General features: G+C 64.4%; 15 protein-coding genes and 1 pseudogene. 8 read left to right on the top strand and 8 right to left on the bottom strand.

What is annotated here, in order from left to right; translation table 11 throughout:
- A pseudogene (locus EN884_RS03335) lies at positions 1-340 on the bottom strand (GlxA family transcriptional regulator); the annotation flags it as partial.
- 77 nt (positions 341-417) lie between these two features.
- On the opposite strand from EN884_RS03335, the gene EN884_RS03340 reads away from it, so the two are divergent.
- From EN884_RS03340 to EN884_RS03375, 7 genes are all read left to right on the top strand, one after another.
- On the top strand, positions 418-1335 hold the full coding sequence (locus tag EN884_RS03340; RefSeq protein ID WP_013528293.1) for a 3-keto-5-aminohexanoate cleavage protein: 918 nt from the start codon (positions 418-420) through the stop codon (positions 1333-1335).
- Between the two features lie 21 nt (positions 1336-1356).
- Positions 1357-1986 carry an HD domain-containing protein gene (locus EN884_RS03345; RefSeq protein ID WP_063169799.1) on the top strand — a complete coding sequence of 210 codons (630 nt, stop codon included), beginning with the start codon at positions 1357-1359 and terminating at the stop codon, positions 1984-1986.
- On the top strand, positions 1983-3086 hold the full coding sequence (locus tag EN884_RS03350; RefSeq protein WP_024501970.1) for a carnitine 3-dehydrogenase: 1104 nt from the start codon (positions 1983-1985) through the stop codon (positions 3084-3086). Before EN884_RS03345 ends, EN884_RS03350 begins: the two co-directional genes overlap by 4 nt.
- 4 nt (positions 3087-3090) lie before the next feature.
- Complete coding sequence (locus EN884_RS03355; RefSeq protein ID WP_063169798.1) at positions 3091-4254, top strand: acyl-CoA dehydrogenase; 1164 nt, start codon at positions 3091-3093, stop codon at positions 4252-4254.
- A 3-nt stretch (positions 4255-4257) separates the two neighbouring features.
- Positions 4258-6336 (top strand): acetate--CoA ligase family protein, encoded by a 2079-nt coding sequence (locus tag EN884_RS03360; RefSeq protein WP_128360467.1) that lies wholly within the window; start codon positions 4258-4260, stop codon positions 6334-6336.
- Positions 6329-7111 carry a carnitinyl-CoA dehydratase gene (locus EN884_RS03365; RefSeq protein ID WP_013528298.1) on the top strand — a complete coding sequence of 261 codons (783 nt, stop codon included), beginning with the start codon at positions 6329-6331 and terminating at the stop codon, positions 7109-7111. Before EN884_RS03360 ends, EN884_RS03365 begins: the two co-directional genes overlap by 8 nt.
- A 217-nt stretch (positions 7112-7328) precedes the next feature.
- Positions 7329-8267: an alpha/beta hydrolase gene (locus EN884_RS03375; protein ID WP_063169796.1), complete on the top strand. Its 939-nt coding sequence runs from the start codon at positions 7329-7331 to the stop codon at positions 8265-8267.
- Between the two features lie 35 nt (positions 8268-8302).
- Here EN884_RS03375 and EN884_RS03380 read toward each other — a convergent pair whose 3' ends face one another.
- The 5 genes from EN884_RS03380 to EN884_RS03400 all read right to left on the bottom strand — a co-directional run bounded on the left by EN884_RS03380 (position 8303) and on the right by EN884_RS03400 (position 13459).
- On the bottom strand, positions 8303-9961 hold the full coding sequence (locus EN884_RS03380; protein WP_063169795.1) for an FAD-binding dehydrogenase: 1659 nt from the start codon (positions 9959-9961) through the stop codon (positions 8303-8305).
- Positions 9962-10002: 41 nt separating this feature from the next.
- The gene (locus EN884_RS03385) at positions 10003-10989 is read right to left on the bottom strand and encodes a Gfo/Idh/MocA family oxidoreductase (RefSeq protein ID WP_063169794.1); all 987 of its coding nucleotides are present in this window, start codon (positions 10987-10989) and stop codon (positions 10003-10005) included.
- Between the two features lie 68 nt (positions 10990-11057).
- Positions 11058-11633 carry a YceI family protein gene (locus EN884_RS03390; protein ID WP_013528302.1) on the bottom strand — a complete coding sequence of 192 codons (576 nt, stop codon included), beginning with the start codon at positions 11631-11633 and terminating at the stop codon, positions 11058-11060.
- A gap of 71 nt (positions 11634-11704) precedes the next feature.
- Positions 11705-12277, bottom strand: a complete 573-nt coding sequence (locus EN884_RS03395) for a cytochrome b (protein ID WP_063169793.1) — start codon at positions 12275-12277, stop codon at positions 11705-11707.
- A 291-nt stretch (positions 12278-12568) separates the two neighbouring features.
- Positions 12569-13459 (bottom strand): LysR family transcriptional regulator, encoded by an 891-nt coding sequence (locus tag EN884_RS03400; protein ID WP_013528304.1) that lies wholly within the window; start codon positions 13457-13459, stop codon positions 12569-12571.
- A gap of 96 nt (positions 13460-13555) precedes the next feature.
- Here EN884_RS03400 and EN884_RS03405 point away from each other — a divergent pair, with 96 nt between their 5' ends.
- Positions 13556-14551 (top strand): aldo/keto reductase, encoded by a 996-nt coding sequence (locus EN884_RS03405; protein ID WP_063169792.1) that lies wholly within the window; start codon positions 13556-13558, stop codon positions 14549-14551.
- Positions 14552-14661: 110 nt separating this feature from the next.
- Here the strand turns inward: EN884_RS03405 and EN884_RS03410 are convergent, their stop codons facing one another.
- Together EN884_RS03410 and pheT are read right to left on the bottom strand one after the other, a co-directional pair.
- Positions 14662-15264 (bottom strand): nucleotidyltransferase family protein, encoded by a 603-nt coding sequence (locus EN884_RS03410; protein WP_063169791.1) that lies wholly within the window; start codon positions 15262-15264, stop codon positions 14662-14664.
- 40 nt (positions 15265-15304) lie between these two features.
- Positions 15305-17178: phenylalanine--tRNA ligase subunit beta (gene pheT, locus EN884_RS03415; protein WP_128360468.1), on the bottom strand; the 1874-nt coding region annotated here is incomplete at its 5' end.

The following is a 17178-nucleotide window of genomic DNA, read 5'->3' on the forward strand; positions in this document are numbered from 1 at the left end:
GTGCTGTCCGTGCGGCCCGGCGCAGGCCGGACAACAGAGCCGAGGTTGCATAGTTCTGGGTGCCGAAGCCGGCGACGACGACAAGAACGTCGGTCGACTCGCCCGCATCGAAGCGGCCGCCGACCGCCACCGGCAGGCCGCAAGTGGTGACTGGAGCCTCGCCGGTCACCGAGACCAGCTTGAAATCGAACAGGGTCTCGCCGGAGATGCGGTTGGCCGCGCGCAGTGGATCGACGGCGGATGCGACGCACATGATCGACGAACCGGAAAATACCAGCAGCGTCACCCTAAGCGGCGAGCGCTCGGCGCGAAAGATCGTTGGTTTTTCGCTTTTCGTCATGGAAGCTTCGTAAAACGCAAAACAGTTTCCGGCAAGTCGGGCATTGTTGAGGTCTATTTCTTTCGGAGGAGAGTTCCATGCCGCTTGCGATGAACCGTGAGGTCTTCATTACCTGTGCCGTGACCGGGTCCGGCGGGTCGCAGGACCGCAGCCCGCATGTGCCGCGCTCGCCCAAGCAGATCGCGGATTCCGCCATCGATGCGGCCAAGGCGGGCGCCGCCATCGTGCATTGCCATGTGCGCGATCCCGAGACCGGTAGGCCGAGGCGCGACGTACATCTCTACCGCGAAGTGACCGAGCGCATCCGCGCGGCAGAAGTCGACGTCATCCTGAACCTGACCGCCGGCATGGGCGGCGACATGGTGTTCGGATCGCCGGAAGCGCCGCTGCCGCTCAACGAAAAAGGCACCGACATGGGCGGTGCCACCAACCGCATGGAACATGTGCGCCAATGCCTGCCGGAAATCTGCACACTCGACTGCGGCACCATGAATTTCGCCGAGGCCGACTATGTCATGACCAACACGCCCGGCATGCTGCGCGCCATGGGCGGCATGATGACGGCGCTCGGCGTCAAGCCGGAGATCGAGGCTTTCGACACCGGCCATCTGTGGTTCGCCAAGCAACTGGTCGAGGAAAAGGTGCTCAACCCGGATGCGCTGGTGCAGCTTTGCATGGGCGTGCCGTGGGGTGCGCCTGATGATCTCAACACCTTCATGGCCATGGTCAACAATGTGCCGTCGACCTGGAACTGGTCGGCCTTCGCCATCGGCCGCAACCAGATGGCTTATGCCGCGGCGGCGGTGCTGGCCGGCGGCAATGTCCGCGTCGGGCTGGAGGACAATCTGTGGCTCGACAAGGGCGTGCTGGCCACCAATGCACAGCTGGTCGAGCGCGCCGCCAGCATCGTCACCAATCTCGGCGCCAGAATCCTTGGACCGGAAGAGGTACGGCAGAAGCTCAACCTCACCAAGCGGGCGCCGATCGCGGCATAATTATTCGTCGGGAGGGTCGGCATGACTACCGTAAAATTCACCGCGATGAAGGATGGCGACCGGGACGACTACGAGTTCCTGACCGCGCATGAAATCGACTATGCGGCCAGGACCGGCGAGCGGCTGCTCGACGCGCTGGTGCAGCTCGACGCGGGTCTTTCCGGCTACAAGATCACCCGGCTCGGCCATTCGCTGCAGGCAGCGACACGTGCCTGGCGCGACGGCGCAGACACCGACTGGATCGCTTGCGCGCTGCTGCACGACATCGGCGACATCTATGCGCCTTACAATCACGACGAATATGCCGCTTCGATCCTGAAACCTTTCGTGCGCGAGCAATGCACTTGGGTGGTGGAAAAGCATGGCGACTTCCAGCGGCTCTATTATGCCCATCATCTCGGCGGCAACCGCCACGCCCGCGACCGCTTTGCCGGCCATGCTTATTTCGACGATTGCGACCAGTTTTGCGAACGCTGGGACCAGCCCAGCTTCGACCCCGACTATGACACGCTGTCGATGGAATTCTTCCGGCCCTTCGTGCTCGAAGTCTTTGCCCGCAAGGCCTACGATCCCTCGGTGATCCGAGCCGGCGAGCGCGTGCCCCTCATCGATCCCGCAACCGCCGCGACAAGAACCGGAGCTTCAGCATGAGCATCATCAACAAGGCAGCCGCCATCGGTGGCGGTGTGATCGGCGCCGGCTGGGTGGCGCGCCTGCTGCTCAACGGCATCGACGTGTCGATCTTCGATCCCGATCCCGAGGCGTCGCGCAAGGTCGGCGAAGTGATGAAGGGCGCGCGCCGCGCCTACAAGCAGATGGTGCCCGGCGGCCTGCCGAAAGAGGGCAAGCTGACCTTCGCCAAGACCATCGCCGAAGCGGTCGCCGATGCCGATTTCATCCAGGAGAGCGTGCCGGAGCGGCTCGACCTGAAACACCGCGTGCTGGCCGAGATCGACGCTCACGCGCCGGCCAACGCGATTGTCGGCTCCTCGACTTCCGGTATCAAGCCGACCGACATGCAGGTGGCGATGAAGAAGCATCCGGAGCGGCTGGTCGTCGGCCATCCGTTCAACCCGGTCTATCTCCTGCCGCTGGTGGAGATCGTCGGTGGCGAGCAGACCTTCCCCGAGGCGATCGAGGTCGCCAAGGAGATGTATGCCTCGATCGGCATGAAGCCTGTCGTCATCCGCAAGGAGATCGAGGCCTTCGTCGGTGACCGCCTGCTCGAAGCGGCATGGCGCGAGGCGCTGTGGCTGATCAAGGACGGCATCTGCACGGTCGAGGAACTCGACGACATCATGCGCTACGGCTTCGGCCTGCGCTGGGCGCAGATGGGCATGTTCCAGGTCTATCGCGTCGCCGGCGGCGAGGCCGGCATGCGCCACTTCATGGCGCAGTTCGGGCCGTGCCTGAAATGGCCATGGACCAAGCTGATGGACGTGCCTGAGTTCAACGACGAACTGGTCGACCTGATCGCCACGCAGTCGGACGAACAGGCGCATGGGCTGTCGATCCGCGAGCTGGAAAAGATCCGCGACGACAATCTGGTCGCCATCATGGATGCGCTGTCGAAACAAAACAAAGGCAAGGGCTGGGGCGCCGGCGCGCTGCATAAGGACTATACCAGGCAGCTGGCCAAGCTGGCGGCGAAGAAGCCCATGGCCTCCAAGGCGGCCGAGAAGGCCAAAGCCTTGAAACCGGTCAAGAAAGCCGAAAAGCCGAAGAAAAAGACCGGCAAGAAGAAAGGCTGAGAGCATGGATTTCGGGCTGTCGGAGGAACAGAAGCTCATCGTCGAGACGACGCGCGCGTTCGTCGAGAACGAGCTTTACCCGCATGAGCGCGAGGTCGAGCGCACCGGCGTGCTGCGCCGCGACCTGATCGAGGAGATCAAGGTAAAGGCGATCGAGGCCGGGCTCTATGCCGCCAACATGCCGGCCGATGTCGGCGGAGCGGGCCTCGATACGGTGACCTGGCTGCTCTACGAGAAGGAACTCGGCCGCGCCAATTACGCGCTGCACTGGACCTGCGTGTCGCGCCCCTCCAACATCCTCCTGGCCGGCACGCCCGAGCAGCGCGAGAAATATCTGTTCCCCTGCATCCGTGGTGAGAAATGGGACTGCCTGGCCATGACCGAGCCGGGCGCCGGCTCCGATTTGCGTGGCATGAAGGCAACCGCCGTGCAGGACGGTGACGACTGGGTGCTGAACGGCACCAAGCATTTTATCTCCCACGCCGACCTCGCCGACTTTGCCATCGTTTTCATGGCCTCAGGCGAAGAGGATTCGCCGCGCGGCAAACGCAAGAAGATCACCGCCTTCTTCGTCGATAAGGGCACCAAAGGCTTCACCGTCCGTGACGGCTACCGCAACGTCTCGCATCGCGGCTACACCAACGCCATCCTCGAATTCGACGATTGCCGGCTTCCCGCCGCCCAGGTGTTGGGCGAAGTCCATAAGGGGTTCGACGTCGCCAATTCCTGGCTCGGCGCCACCCGGCTGCAGGTCGGCGCCACCTGCCTCGGCCGCGCCGAGCGTGCGCTTGGCCATGCCGTCGAATACGCCGCGCAACGCCAGCAGTTCGGCCAGCAGATCGGCAAGTTCCAGGGCGTATCGTTCAAGCTTGCCGACATGGCGACCGAACTCAAGGCCGCCGACCTGATGGTGTTCGAAGCCGGCTGGAAGTACGATCAGGGCACCGTCACCGACCAGGACATGGCCATGGCCAAGCTGAAGGCCACCGAAATGCTCGCATACGTTGCCGATGAAGCGATCCAGATCCATGGCGGCATGGGGCTGATGGACGATCTGCCGCTGGAGCGCATCTGGCGCGACGCGCGCGTCGAGCGCATCTGGGAAGGCACATCCGAGATCCAGCGCCACATCATTTCAAGGGCGCTGCTGCGCCCGTTCGGGGCATAACATATGCATAAACTGGAGCGTCTCCTGCGGCCTAAATCGATCGCCGTCTTCGGCGGTGCGCAGGCTGCAGCCGTCGTCGCGCAATCGATCAAGATGGGTTTTGCCGGCGAGATCTGGCCGGTGCATCCGACCAAGGACGAGGTTGCCGGTCGCAAGGCCTATCGTTCGGTGGCTGACCTGCCCGGCGCGCCGGATGCTGCCTTTGTCGGCGTCAACCGGCATTTGACCATCGAGGTGATCAAGGCGCTGGCCGAACGCGGCGCCGGCGGCGCCGTCTGCTTTGCCGCCGGCTTCCTCGAAACCGAGGCCTATGACGATGATGGCGAGCGGCTGCAGGCCGAGCTGGTCGCGGCGGCGGGCCAGATGCCGATCATCGGGCCGAATTGCTACGGCCTGATCAATTATGCCGACGGCGCGCTGCTGTGGCCCGACCAGCATGGCGGCATAAGACTGGCCGAGGGCGGCAAGGGCGTCGCCATCATCACCCAGTCCTCCAACATCGCCATCAACATGACCATGCAGAAGCGCGGCCTGCCGATCGCCTTCCTGATGACCGCCGGCAACCAGGCGCAGACCGGCCTGTCCGAAATGGCGCTCGGCCTGATCGAGGATGAGCGGGTCACGTCGCTCGGCCTGCACATCGAGGCCTTCGATTCGGTAGCCGGCTTCGAACGGCTGGCGGCACGAGCCCGCGAGCTGAAGAAGCCGATCATCGCCATGAAGGTCGGCCGTTCCGAACAGGCCAGGCAAGCGACTGTCTCGCATACCGCGTCGCTCGCCGTCTCGGACGCGGCCTCGGGTGCGTTCCTGCGGCGGCTCGGCATTGCGCGCGTCGATTCGATCCCTGCCTTCATCGAGGCGCTGAAGCTGCTGCACATCACCGGACCTTTGCCCGGCTATAGGCTGTCGTCGATGAGCTGCTCCGGCGGCGAGGCCTCCGTCATGGCCGACAGCGCCGAAGGCCGCTGGGTCAATTTCCCTGTGCTGACCGACAGCCACCGCGCCCATGTCAAATCGACGCTCGGGCCGCTGGTCGCGGTCGCCAATCCCTTGGACTATCACACCTTCATCTGGAACAACGAGCCGGCGATGACCGCCACCTTCACCGCCATGGTGTCGGGCGGTTTCGACCTCAACATGCTGGTGCTCGATTTTCCGCGACCCGACCGCTGCTCGGTCACCGACTGGTGGGCGACGTTGCGCGCTTTCGAATCGGCGCTCAAGACCAACAAGGCGCATGGTGCGATCGTCTCCTCGCTGCCGGAGAACCTGCCGGAGGAATACACCGCCGAACTGATGGCGCGCGGCATGGTGCCGTTGTTCGGCATTTCGGAAGCGATGGATGCAGCCGGCGCAGCAGCCTTCATCGGCTGGGCTTGGGCTGAACCGCAGGCGCAGCCGATCGACACGTCGGCCTCCGGCGCCTCTGGCGGGGACCACGTCACGCCCGACGAAGCCGAGGCGAAGTCACGGCTGATCAAAGCCGGCCTGCCGGTGCCGAAGGGCGAGCGCGCCGCCAATGCCGTCGAAGCGGTGATTTCGTCCATGGCGCTCGGCTTTCCCGTCGCGTTGAAGGCGCTCGGCGTCACCCACAAATCCGAAGTTGGCGCTGTCAGGCTCAATCTCAGGGATGCCGAATCCGTCAGCACCGCAGCGCATAACCTGTTGCCGCTCGGCACCGGGCTCTATGTCGAGCGCATGGTGCGCGACGGTGTTGCCGAACTCATCGTCGGCTTCACCCGCGATCCGATGTTCGGCGCGGTGATGACGCTCGGCACTGGTGGCGTGCTGGTCGAGCTGTTGCGCGACAGCGTCACGCTGATGCTGCCGGCGACCCGCGACGATATCGAGGCGGCGCTGCGCGGCCTGAAACTGTTCCCGTTGCTCGAAGGCTATCGCGGCCGGCCGAAGGCCGATGTCGCGGCTGCCATCGATGCTATCTCTGGCATTGCCGCCTTCGTGCAGCAGAATGCCGGTGAGATCGAAGAACTCGACATCAACCCGCTGATCGTCTGTGCAGAGGGCAAGGGCGCCTGGATCGCCGACGCGCTGCTGGTGCTGGGAGAGAACAAGAATGTCTGACGTCATTTCGACCCGCCGCGAGGGCACCATCCTCGAAGTCACCCTCGACCGGCCCAAGGCCAACGCCATCGACCTGAAGACCTCGCGGCTGATGGGCGAGACCTTCAAGGCGTTCCGAGACGATCCGGAATTGCGCGTCGCCATCGTCAAGACCGCTGGCGACAAGTTCTTCTGCGCGGGCTGGGACCTCAAAGCAGCTGCCGGCGGCGATGCGGTCGACGGCGACTATGGCGTCGGCGGCTTTGCCGGCCTGCAGGAGCTGCGCGACCTCAACAAGCCGATCATCGCGTGCGTCAACGGCATGGCGGTCGGCGGCGGCTTCGAGCTGGCGCTGTCCTGCGACCTCATCTACGCCTCCGATCATTCCTCCTTCGCGCTGCCCGAGATCCGAGCCGGCACGCTGGCCGACGCGGCGACGATCAAGCTGCCGAAGCGCATCCCCTACCATGTCGCCATGGACCTTCTGCTCACCGGCCGCTGGATGGATGTCGCTGAAGCGCATCGCTGGGGCTTGGTCAACGAAGTGCTGCCCAAGGAAAAGCTGGAAGATCGCGTCTGGGAGATCGCCCGGCTGCTCGCAGGCGGCCCACCGCTGGTGTTTGCCGCGATCAAGGAGACGGCGCGCGTGGCCGAGGCGCTGACCTTCCAGGACGCCATGAACAAGGTGACCCGCCGGCAATTGCCGACGGTCGATGCGCTCTATGGCTCCGAGGACAATATGGAGGGTTTTCGCGCTTTTGCGGAGAAGCGGGAGCCGGTGTGGAAGGGGAAGTGAGGATTGTTGCCGAAATGACGGCGCTTATCCCCCTCTGTCCTGCCGGACATCTCCCCCTCAAGGGGGGAGATTGGCAGCTTCGATCTCTGCACTCTTCTTGCGACGCCGAAGGTTGGCGAAAGCCTTCGCAACATCCGATCTCCCCCCTTGAGGGGGAGATGTCCGGCAGGACAGAGGGGGGCGCCCAGGCTCAGCCTTGGCCGCCTCTCCAGCACCCATGACCGACTACATCAAGCTCATCGACGCCGAGACCTGGGCCTTCATCGAGCGCACCAATTCCTATTACCCGCCCGATACGATCGACTACACGATCGTGCAGCAGCGCGAGATTTACGACCGCATGTGCCGGGAATTCTTTGCCGGCTACCCCGAGGGCGTCGCTGTCGAAACCTCCGCCATTGCAACGCCGACGCACGATATCCCGATCCGTATCTACCGAAGCCCACTTCAGGCAGGCGTGACGGTGCTCTATGTCCATGGCGGTGGCTTCATCCTTGGTGGGCTGGACAGCCATGACGATGTTTGCGCGGAGCTGTGCTCGCGCACAGGCTATGAGGTGGTCTCCGTAGATTACCGGCTGGCGCCGGAACATTTGCATCCAGCCGCCTTTGACGATGCCATGAGCGCCTTCGAATGGGCCGCCGCCAATCGCGATCATCCTATCGTGCTCTGCGGCGACAGCGCCGGCGGCAATCTCTGCGCCGCCGTCAGTCACGCCACGCGCGGCCATTCGAAAAGGCCGGTCGGCCAGGTGCTGATCTATCCCGGCCTCGGCGGAAACCGCTCGAAAGGCTCCTATGTCAAGCACGCCGAAGCGCCGATGCTGACCGTGCGCGATCTCGAATTCTACAAGCACATTCGCACTGGAGGGCAAGACCGTAGCGGCGATGCGACGCTGGCCCCGCTTGCCGACACCGATTTCTCCAACTTGCCGGAGACAGTGCTGATCACCGCCGAATGCGACCCGCTGTCATCGGATGGCGAGACCTATCGCGACCTGATCATCACGGCAGGTGGCCACGCGACGTGGTTCGAGGAGCCGGGATTGGTGCACGGCTATCTCAGAGCCCGGCACACGGTTGGCCGCGCCCGCACCAGCTTCACCCGGATCGTCGGTGCGGTGACCGCGCTTGGACAGGGCGACTGGCGCTGGTGATCGCGGCCAAACTCTGAGGACCAAGTGACGCCCCTTCACGCCACCGAGGCAGCCGCTGCCCGGCCGGCGCTGCGGCCGGAAAAGATGCAGCCGCCGAGGAAGGTGCCTTCGAGCGCCGCATAGCCATGCACGCCGCCGCCGCCGAAACCGGCGGCTTCGCCGACGGCATAGAGCCCGGCTACCGGCTGGCCATCTGCCCCCAGCACGCGGCTGTCGAGATCGGTCTGCAGGCCGCCCAGCGTCTTGCGGGTCAGGATGTTAAGCCGCACCGCGATCAGCGGGCCATTTGCCGGATCGAGCATCTTGTGCGGCTTGGCCGTGCGGATCAGCCGGTCGCCGAGATAGGCGCGCGCGCCGCGCAGAGCGGTGATCTGCATATCCTTGGAGAACAGGTTGTCGAGCTGCCTATCGCGGGCGTGGATCTCGCGCTCGACTTGAGCCACCTCAAGCAGCGCCTCGCCGCCGGCCAGCGCGTTCATGCGCGCGACCAGCGCCGGCAAATCGGCCTCGACGATGAAGTCCTCGCCCTTTTCCATGAACGCCTTGACGGGGCCCGGAATGCCCGATGTGGCGCGGCCGAGCACCTGGCGCCAGCTCTTGCCGGTCAGATCGGGGTTCTGCTCGGAGCCCGACAGCGCGAACTCCTTCTGGATGATCTTCTTGGTCAGGATGAACCAGGAGTAGTCGAAGCCGGTGCTCATGATGTGGGAGAGCGTGCCCAGAGTGTCGAAGCCGGGATAGAGCGGCACCGGCAGGCGCTTGCCGCGCGCATCGAGCCACAGCGATGATGGGCCGGGCAGGATGCGTATCGCATGGTCGGTCCAGATCGGCGCCCAGTTCTTGATGCCCTCGACATAGTGCCACATGCGGTCGCGGTTGATGATCGAGCCGCCGGCCCGTTCCGTGATCGCCAGCATGCGGCCGTCGACGTGGTCGGGCACGCCGGTGATCATGCGCTTGGGCGCCGCGCCCAGCCGCTGCGGCCAGTTTTCCCGTACAAGCTGATGGTTGGCGCCGATGCCGCCGGAAGCGACGATCACGGCTTGCGCGCGAAGCTCGAAATCTCCTGATATTTCGCGCGAACTCTTGTGGCCGCGCTCGGCGGTGCTCGGTTGCAGGATGTCGCCGCGCACCCCGTCGACAGTCGCACCCGTGCGGGTCAATTCATCGACCCGATGGCGGAATTTGAAACTGATCAGTCCGCGCTTCTGCGCCTCGCGCACGCGCTGTACGAAAGGTTCGAGAACGCCGGGGCCCGTGCCCCAGGTGATGTGGAAGCGCGGCACCGAATTGCCGTGGCCGATGGCATTGCCGCCGCCTCGCTCGGCCCAGCCGACCACGGGAAAGAATTTCAGGCCGCGCTGTATCAGCCAGGAGCGTTTTTCGCCGGCGGCAAAGCCGACATAGGCTTCCGCCCATTTGCGCGGCCAGAAATCCTCGGGCCGATCGAAAGCCGCGGTGCCCAGCCAGTCTTCCAGCGCCAGGTCATGCGAATCGCGGATGCGCATGCGCCGCTGCTCGGGCGAATCGACGAGGAAAAGGCCGCCGAACGACCAGAATGCCTGGCCGCCGAGCGACTGCTCCGGCTCCTGGTCGACGATGATGATTTTCTTGCCGGCCTCGGCAAGCTCGGCGGCGGCAACCAGCCCTGCAAGGCCGGCGCCGACAATGATCACGTCCGCATCGTCAGCCATTTTTCCTCCCAGAATTAGCCGGCTATTTCAATGCAAGGAATTCAGACGGTCTCCCAGCCTTCTTTGCCGCCGGCGCGGAAGATGGCGTCGATGACTTTCTGGTTGAGCACCGATTCCTCCAGCGTGAAGACGCGCTCCTTGCCGCCCTGTGCTGCACGCGCGAAGGTCTCGACCTCCAGCCGGTACTGCTGCGTGCCGGGAAAGCGGAAAACCTGCGCCTCGGTGTGGTTCTGGTTGTGCAGTTCGACGCGGTGGTGGTCGTAGAGCCCGGCATTGAAAGGCGAGAACAACTCGATGAAACCCTTCTCGCCGTGGAACACCATCACCTGGCGCGCCGCCATCTGCGTCGACAGATAGAACGACAGCTCGAAGTCACCGAAATCGGCACGGATCGAGGAGTAGATGTCGGTGCCGAATGTCTTGTCGCGCTCGATCGTCGCCTGCACGCGCAGCGGCTCCTTGCCGGTGGAAAAGCGCGTCGACACGGTCGGGTAAACGCCGATGTCGGGCAGCGCGCCGCCGCCGAGGTCGAGCTGGTTGCGCATGTTGCTGGGGTCGACGTTGTAGTAGGAGAACGCGCCCTGCACATGGCGCAGCCGGCCGATGGCGCCGCTGGCGATGAGCTCGCGCACCTTGATCCATTGCGGGTGGTAGATGACCATGAAGGCTTCGCAGACCAGCACCTTTTTCTGGTCGCGCAGCTTGATCAGCGGCAGGATGTCCTTGGCGTCGAGCGCCAGCGGCTTTTCGACCAGCACATGCTTGCCGGCTTCGATGGCCTTGGCCGACCACTCGACATGCTGCGAGGTCGGCAGCGGGATGTAGACGCCGTCTACTTCTTTCGAGGCGAGCAGTTCCTCATAGGAGCCGAAGGCATGGCGTGCACCGAAGCGGTCGGCCAGCGCCTTGGCCTTCGACAGGTCGCGGCTGGCGATCGCCGACAGCACGCCATTCTCCGCCTCGACCATCGCCGGCAACAAATGCTCGCGGCCGATCTTGGCCGTCGACAACACACCCCATCGGAACATCAGGTTTCTCCATCACGATTACAGGCGACGAGGTTTGCCCGAAATCGCCGGAAAAGCCAATGACGAGGTCAGCCCCTTTTGCCGGTCAGCGTCATGTCGAAGTCGACGATGTTGGAATAGATCGGCGTGCCGACATCCATGCCGTAGCGCGACCTCAGCACCTTGCCGGTGACATGGAATTTGATCATGCCGGCCTTGAGACCGCCGAGCTCGGCCGTGAATTTTTCCGGGAACGTCTTGCCGCGCGCCGTCAGCCGGCCGCTGACGAGAGCCGTGGTGTCGCTGGTTCGGGTCACGCTGGTAGAGCGGAACTGGATTTCCGGGCTGTTGGCGGCATCAAACACCGCGTCGGAGCGCAGGAAGGCATCGATACGGCCCTGGCCGGTGCCGACGCTTTCGGGAAAAATGGTGAAATTGACAGCTGAGCGCCCGACATCGCTGTTGTCGATGCGGATCGAGCCCTTGAAGCGGGCGAAGGTGCCATTGAGGCCGCCGCCGCCGACCTTGCCGATGGAGAAGCGGATGCTGGAGCTGGCCGGGCTGATCGAATAGCTGCCGGCGGCGTCACCCAGCGCGACGGCCGCAGAAACAGGCATGGCAAGGCAAGCGGCGACCGCCGCAAATCCGAGGATGCGCGTGTACATGGGGATGTTCCTTGTTGGAGGCAGCGCATTTCTTGCGCGCCCTCACTCCATGAACGAATGAACCGCTCGCTCTATTCCGAATCTGACGAAGGCGTGACCATGCGTGTGAGCACGCCATCCCTGAGCTGGAAATGATGCCGCAGCGCCGCCGCGACGTGGAGAGTCACAAGCGTCATGCCGGCATAGGCGAGATACCAATGTGCCGCCGCCCAGAAGCTCTCGGCACCATCCGATTCGGCCAACGGCAGGTTGGGCATGACGAACAGGTTGAACGGCAGGCTGGGGATCTCCAGCATCGAGACCGACACCAGCGCCCAGCCGGACAAGGGCAAGGCAAGCTGAAACGCGTAGAGCGCAAGATGGGCCAACGGTGCTGCCCGACGCTCCAGGGTTCCGACCGAGCGCGGCAGCGCCGGCGTTGCATTGCCAAGGCGCCAGGCGATGCGCAGCAACACAAGCCCGAGCAGCAGGAAGCCGAAAGATTTGTGCAGTTGGATCAGCTCGAAGGCGGTGCGCTGGCTGGTCAACCGCACCATGACGAAGCCGAGCCCGAACTGGCCGATGAAAATGAGCGCAATCAGCCAGTGGAGAAGGATCGCGCCCCAGCCATAGCGGGTGGCGCTGTTGGTGATCGATGTTTGCATGGGGAGTGAACGAATGTTGGTTCGGCTTTCTTCCAGCGCGCTTCACCCTCCCCCTTGTGGGGAGGGTCGCGCAGCAAATGCCGCGAAGCGGATTTTGCGAAGCGGGGTGGGGGTCTCGTAGGGCGCTACCCACCCCGTCCCTCAGCCGACCTACCGGGGCGAGCCGCCGATCTCGCCCGTCCTTCGGACTCCCATCAGGGCCCTCCGGAGGGTGATGAAAGGCGCGAGTTCGCCGAGCCTGGCTCCCTTCCTCTCCCTCCGGAGGGCCACAAGGGGAGGGGCGAGCCCGCTCTATCCACTCACCTTGAAGAAATCGACAAACGCCCGGAGCGCCGGGCGCATCTGCCGGCGGCTCGGATAGTAGACGAAGAAGCCGTCGAAGGAGGGGCACCAGTCCTCCAGCACACGGATCAGCCTGCCGTCGGCGAGCGGCGCGCGGACATAATCCTCAAAGACGAAGGCGAGCCCAGCGCCGTCGACCGCCGCCTGGGCGATCAAATGGTCCTCGTCGAGGATCAGCGGTCCCTCCACCGCCATCTCGATCGCCTCGCGGCCTCTCTCGAACTCCCAGCGGTAGAGGATGCCGCTGGAGAAGCGGAAGCGGATGCAGCGGTGGTCAGCCAGGTCGCGCGGGTGACGCGGCTTGGGGTTGACCTCGAAATAGACCGGGGCGCCGACCACCGCGCCGCGAAGGTCCGGCCCGATGCGCACCGCGATCATGTCGCGCTGCAGGCTCTCGCCTAGCCTGACGCCAGCATCGAAGCCCCCTTCCACCACGTCGGTGAAACGGTCCTCGATGACGATCTCCAGCACGATATCGGGATAGGCCGACGCAAAGGCGCCCAGCCGTGGCGTCAGCGCCAAATGGGCTGCGGTGCGCGGCACGGTCAGGCGCAGATTGCCGGCCGGCCGGTCGCGTGTCTCGATTGCCGTCTCCAGCGCCAGATCGATCTCCGACAGCGCCGGTCGCAGCCGTTCCAGCAACTGCGCACCTTCTTCGGTCGGCGCGACGCTGCGTGTGCTGCGCGCCAGCAGCCGAACGCCAAGCCGCGCCTCTAGGCTGGACACCGCATGGCTGACCGCCGAAGGCGCGATGGCCAATTCCCTGGCCGCGCCGCGAAAGCTGCCGCATTGGGCAACGGTTGCCAGCACGGCCAGTTGGGAAAGATGCGCGCGATTCATTGATCTATCTTTTAGAACAGCCCGTGCAAATGAGAGCCGATTATCGAACACAAGGCAAGGCGCTATTTCTGCCGCATCGCAACAAGGAGACGCGTTATGCAAACCCGCAAGCTAGGAACTGAATTGAACGTCTATCCCGTCGGCCTCGGCTGCATGGGCATGAGCTTCGCCTATGGCGGCCAGGCGGAAGCCGACGCAATCGCCACGCTGCACCGCGCCATCGATATCGGCGTCAATTTCTTCGACACGGCGGAGGTCTATGGCCCGTTCGAGAACGAGATCCTGCTCGGCAAAGCGCTGAAGTCCGCGCGTGACAAGGTGACGATCGCGACAAAATTCGGCTTCAGGATTTTGGAGGAAGGTACAGGCCTCGACCGCATGGCCGGCGTCGACAGCCGCCCCGAGCACGTCAAGGCGGTCGCCGAGGCGTCGCTGAAGCGGCTCGGCACGGATGTGATCGACCTCTACTACCAGCACCGTGTCGACCCCAACGTGCCGATCGAGGACACGGTCGGTGCCATGGCCGAGCTGGTGCGCGAGGGCAAGGTGCGCGCGCTCGGCCTGTCGGAGGCGAGTGCGGCGACCATCCGCCGGGCCCATGCCGTGCATCCAATTGCCGCCGTGCAGAGCGAATATTCGCTGTGGAGCCGCGACCCGGAAGACGAGGTGTTCGCCGTCTGCCGCGAGCTCGGCATCGGTTTTGTTCCCTACAGCCCGCTCGGCCGGGGCTTGCTGACCGGCACGATCGCCAAGCCAGAGGCCTTGAGCGATGACGACTGGCGCCGCGGCCTGCCGCGCTTCCAGGCCGATGCCATGGCCGCCAACGCCGCTGTCATCGCGACGCTGGAAAAGCTGGCAGCTGAAAAGGGGGTAACTTCGGCCCAACTGGCGCTGGCCTGGGTGCTGCACCAGGGCGATTTCATCGTGCCGATCCCCGGCGCAAGAAGGATACGCCATCTGGAGCAGAATGCGGCGGCTGCCGGGATCGCGCTGAGCGCGGTCGAGGTGCAGGCGATTGGTGACGCGCTGTCGCCCGACAAGGTGGTCGGTAGGCGCTATGCGGAGAAGGAGCTGACGCTGGTGAATGGTTGAAAACTGGTGAGTAATCGGAAGGGGCGCCGCGCGCCCCTTTTTCGTACGCAGCGCGGTGCAGAAGATGGGGACGCTGACGTGAAGCGCCCCCCTCTGCCCTGCCGACATTTTTACCAAGGCTCGACACTAATCTCCGGCCAGTTCTCCCTTGCACGCTTACCCTTCGCCTCATGCGTGCGCTGATTGTCCATCACCCGGTTCGGCGTGATGCGAAACGAGAAAATGTCGTCAAGACCAAACGGTGCCACGATCTCGAGCTGCCCGTCAGCGTCGTATCGAACCCCGACGGCGTGCGTCTTCGAGGCAAAATGGCTGACGGATTCGCTGGCGCTCGAATAGCGCGGGCACGGCCGTCCGAACTTCTGCGGATACCACAGATGCACCCGCGCCTGGTTGCGCACCTCGACCGGCAACGCCAGCCCCTCGAAATGCTTCTCCGCCCGGCGGATCACCGCGTCCTCGGCCTCATAGGACAGGTCGCTGTCATCGAAGTAGAAAAGATCAACATCCCTGATGCCGTAGCCCGACGGTTTGCCGGTCAGGTGGTTCCAGATGCTGTTGTAGAGAGCGCCGGATACCACCAGCCAGTCCGGCAGGTCGAGCGTGCGAGCCCGCGCCACCGCGTCGCATAACAGCGGGTCGGCAGACACGATGGCGAGAAACGCCGCGCGCTGTTCTTCAAGGGGAAGGCCGGAATACCGCAGATGGTCCATCGCCCTTTGGAGGGCGATTCGCCATCTGCTCGCAAGTTTTTTAGCCCCGCAGAACGCCCCCGGTCTGCTTGCCGACATTCTCGATGATGCGCTTGGCCAGTGCCTCGAAATCCTCGTCGGTGAGCGTCTTTTCGACCGGCTGGATCGACACTTCGATGGCAATCGATTTTTTGCCCTCGCCCAGCGAAGCGCCTTCGAAAATATCGAAGACCGAGACGGCGGTGATGAGCTTCTTGTCGGCGGCGAGCGCTGCGCGCACCAGCGTGCCGGCCTCGACCGACTTGTCGACGACGAAAGCGAAATCGCGCTTGACCGCCTGGAAGGGCGACAGTTCCAGTTTCGGCTTGGTTTTCGTCGGCTTGGCCTTCGGTTCAGGCACGCCATCGACGAAGACCTCGAAGCCGCACAGCGGGCCGGAAACATCGAGGCCCTCCAGCGTCTTCGGATGGAATTCACCGAAAGTGCCGAGTACGGTTTTCGGGCCGAGCTTGATCGTGCCGGAACGGCCGGGATGATACCAGGCCGGGCCGCGGGCCTCGATCTGCAGCCGGTCGACAGGCGCACCGCAGGCTTCAAGTGCGGCGATCGCATCGGCCTTGGCGTCGAACACGCCGACTGGACCGGAATTGCCGGCCCAGTTGCGGCCGGAACCGTCGAGCTTGGCGGTGCCGCGGCGCACGCCGGCGGCGACGCGCCGCTGCTGGTCGGCGCCGTCGCCCTCATAGGTACCCGACACTTCGAACAGCGCCACGTCGCCAATACCCTTGTCGGCATTGCGCTGGGCAGCCGCGATCAGCCCCGGCAGCAGCGAGGGCCGCATGTCGGACATATCGGCGGCGATCGGGTTGGCAAGCTTCAGCGCGGTCTGGCCGCCGCCGAACAGCTCGGCATGCTTGGCCGGAATGAACGACCAGGTAACGGCTTCCATCATGCCGCGCACGGCAAGCGCGCGCTTGGCCGTGCGGGTACGGACCTGCAGCGTGGTGAGGATCTTTGCATTGACCGCGTCATGCGCACCGAGCGGCTGCGGCGCGATGTTGTCGACACCGTGGATGCGCATGACCTCCTCGACCAGGTCTGCCTTGCCATCGACGTCGGGGCGCCAGGACGGCACGGCGACATCGACGACATCGCCCGAGCCCTCCGGCTTGAAGCCGAGGCGCGACAGGATGTCGAGGCTTTCCGCGCTGGGAACCTCGATGCCGGTCAGCCGCTTCACTTCCGAAAGCGGGAAGGAAACGATCTTCGGCGTGTGACCGGCATAACCGACGACCTCCATTTCGGTCGGCGTGCCGCCGCAGAAATCGAGCACCAGTTTCGTCGCCAGTTCGACGCCCGGAACCATGAATTCGGGGTCGACGCCGCGCTCGAAACGGTAGCGCGCGTCGGTAATGATGCCGAGCGTGCGGCCGGTGCGCGCCGTGGTGATCGGATCCCAAAGGGCGGATTCGATCAGCACATCTGAGGTGTTCTCGTCGCAGCCCGAATGCTCGCCGCCCATGACGCCGGCGATCGACTCGACGCCGTTGTCATCTGCGATGACGCACATTTCCGGCGTCAGCGTGTATTCGCGGCCGTCGAGCGCCTGCACCTTTTCACCATCGCGCGCGCGGCGCACGACGAGATTGCCGGCAACCTTGCTGGCGTCGAACACATGCAGCGGGCGGCCGCGGTCGAAGGTGACGTAGTTGGTGATGTCGACCAGTGCGCTGATGGGTCTCAGCCCAATGGCGATCAGCCGCTGCTGCAGCCATTTTGGCGAGGGTCCATTCTTGACGCCCTTGACCAAGTTGAGCGCGAAGCCGGGGCAAAGCTCCGGCGCTTCGATCGTCACCTTGATCGGACACATGCCATTGCCGACATGCGGCATGATGGCGCCGCCGACGAGGCGGCCAAGCCCGCTCGCCGCCAGAT

The sequence above is a fragment of the Mesorhizobium sp. M7A.F.Ca.AU.001.01.1.1 genome (assembly GCF_004022735.1).
Taxonomy (GTDB): domain Bacteria; phylum Pseudomonadota; class Alphaproteobacteria; order Rhizobiales; family Rhizobiaceae; genus Mesorhizobium; species Mesorhizobium ciceri.

Excerpts from the sequence above, each read along its gene's own strand:
- EN884_RS03375 (WP_063169796.1), top strand. The coding sequence starts at position 7,329 with ATGACCGACTACATCAAGCTCATCGACGCCGAGACCTGGGCCTTCATC.
- EN884_RS03400 (WP_013528304.1), bottom strand. The coding sequence starts at position 13,459 with ATGAATCGCGCGCATCTTTCCCAACTGGCCGTGCTGGCAACCGTTGCC.
- EN884_RS03340 (WP_013528293.1), top strand. The coding sequence starts at position 418 with ATGCCGCTTGCGATGAACCGTGAGGTCTTCATTACCTGTGCCGTGACC.
- EN884_RS03360 (WP_128360467.1), top strand. The coding sequence starts at position 4,258 with ATGCATAAACTGGAGCGTCTCCTGCGGCCTAAATCGATCGCCGTCTTC.
- EN884_RS03365 (WP_013528298.1), top strand. The coding sequence starts at position 6,329 with ATGTCTGACGTCATTTCGACCCGCCGCGAGGGCACCATCCTCGAAGTC.
- EN884_RS03410 (WP_063169791.1), bottom strand. The coding sequence starts at position 15,264 with ATGGACCATCTGCGGTATTCCGGCCTTCCCCTTGAAGAACAGCGCGCG.
- EN884_RS03355 (WP_063169798.1), top strand. The coding sequence starts at position 3,091 with ATGGATTTCGGGCTGTCGGAGGAACAGAAGCTCATCGTCGAGACGACG.
- EN884_RS03350 (WP_024501970.1), top strand. The coding sequence starts at position 1,983 with ATGAGCATCATCAACAAGGCAGCCGCCATCGGTGGCGGTGTGATCGGC.
- EN884_RS03395 (WP_063169793.1), bottom strand. The coding sequence starts at position 12,277 with ATGCAAACATCGATCACCAACAGCGCCACCCGCTATGGCTGGGGCGCG.
- EN884_RS03390 (WP_013528302.1), bottom strand. The coding sequence starts at position 11,633 with ATGTACACGCGCATCCTCGGATTTGCGGCGGTCGCCGCTTGCCTTGCC.
- EN884_RS03405 (WP_063169792.1), top strand. The coding sequence starts at position 13,556 with ATGCAAACCCGCAAGCTAGGAACTGAATTGAACGTCTATCCCGTCGGC.
- EN884_RS03385 (WP_063169794.1), bottom strand. The coding sequence starts at position 10,989 with ATGTTCCGATGGGGTGTGTTGTCGACGGCCAAGATCGGCCGCGAGCAT.
- EN884_RS03380 (WP_063169795.1), bottom strand. The coding sequence starts at position 9,961 with ATGGCTGACGATGCGGACGTGATCATTGTCGGCGCCGGCCTTGCAGGG.
- EN884_RS03345 (WP_063169799.1), top strand. The coding sequence starts at position 1,357 with ATGACTACCGTAAAATTCACCGCGATGAAGGATGGCGACCGGGACGAC.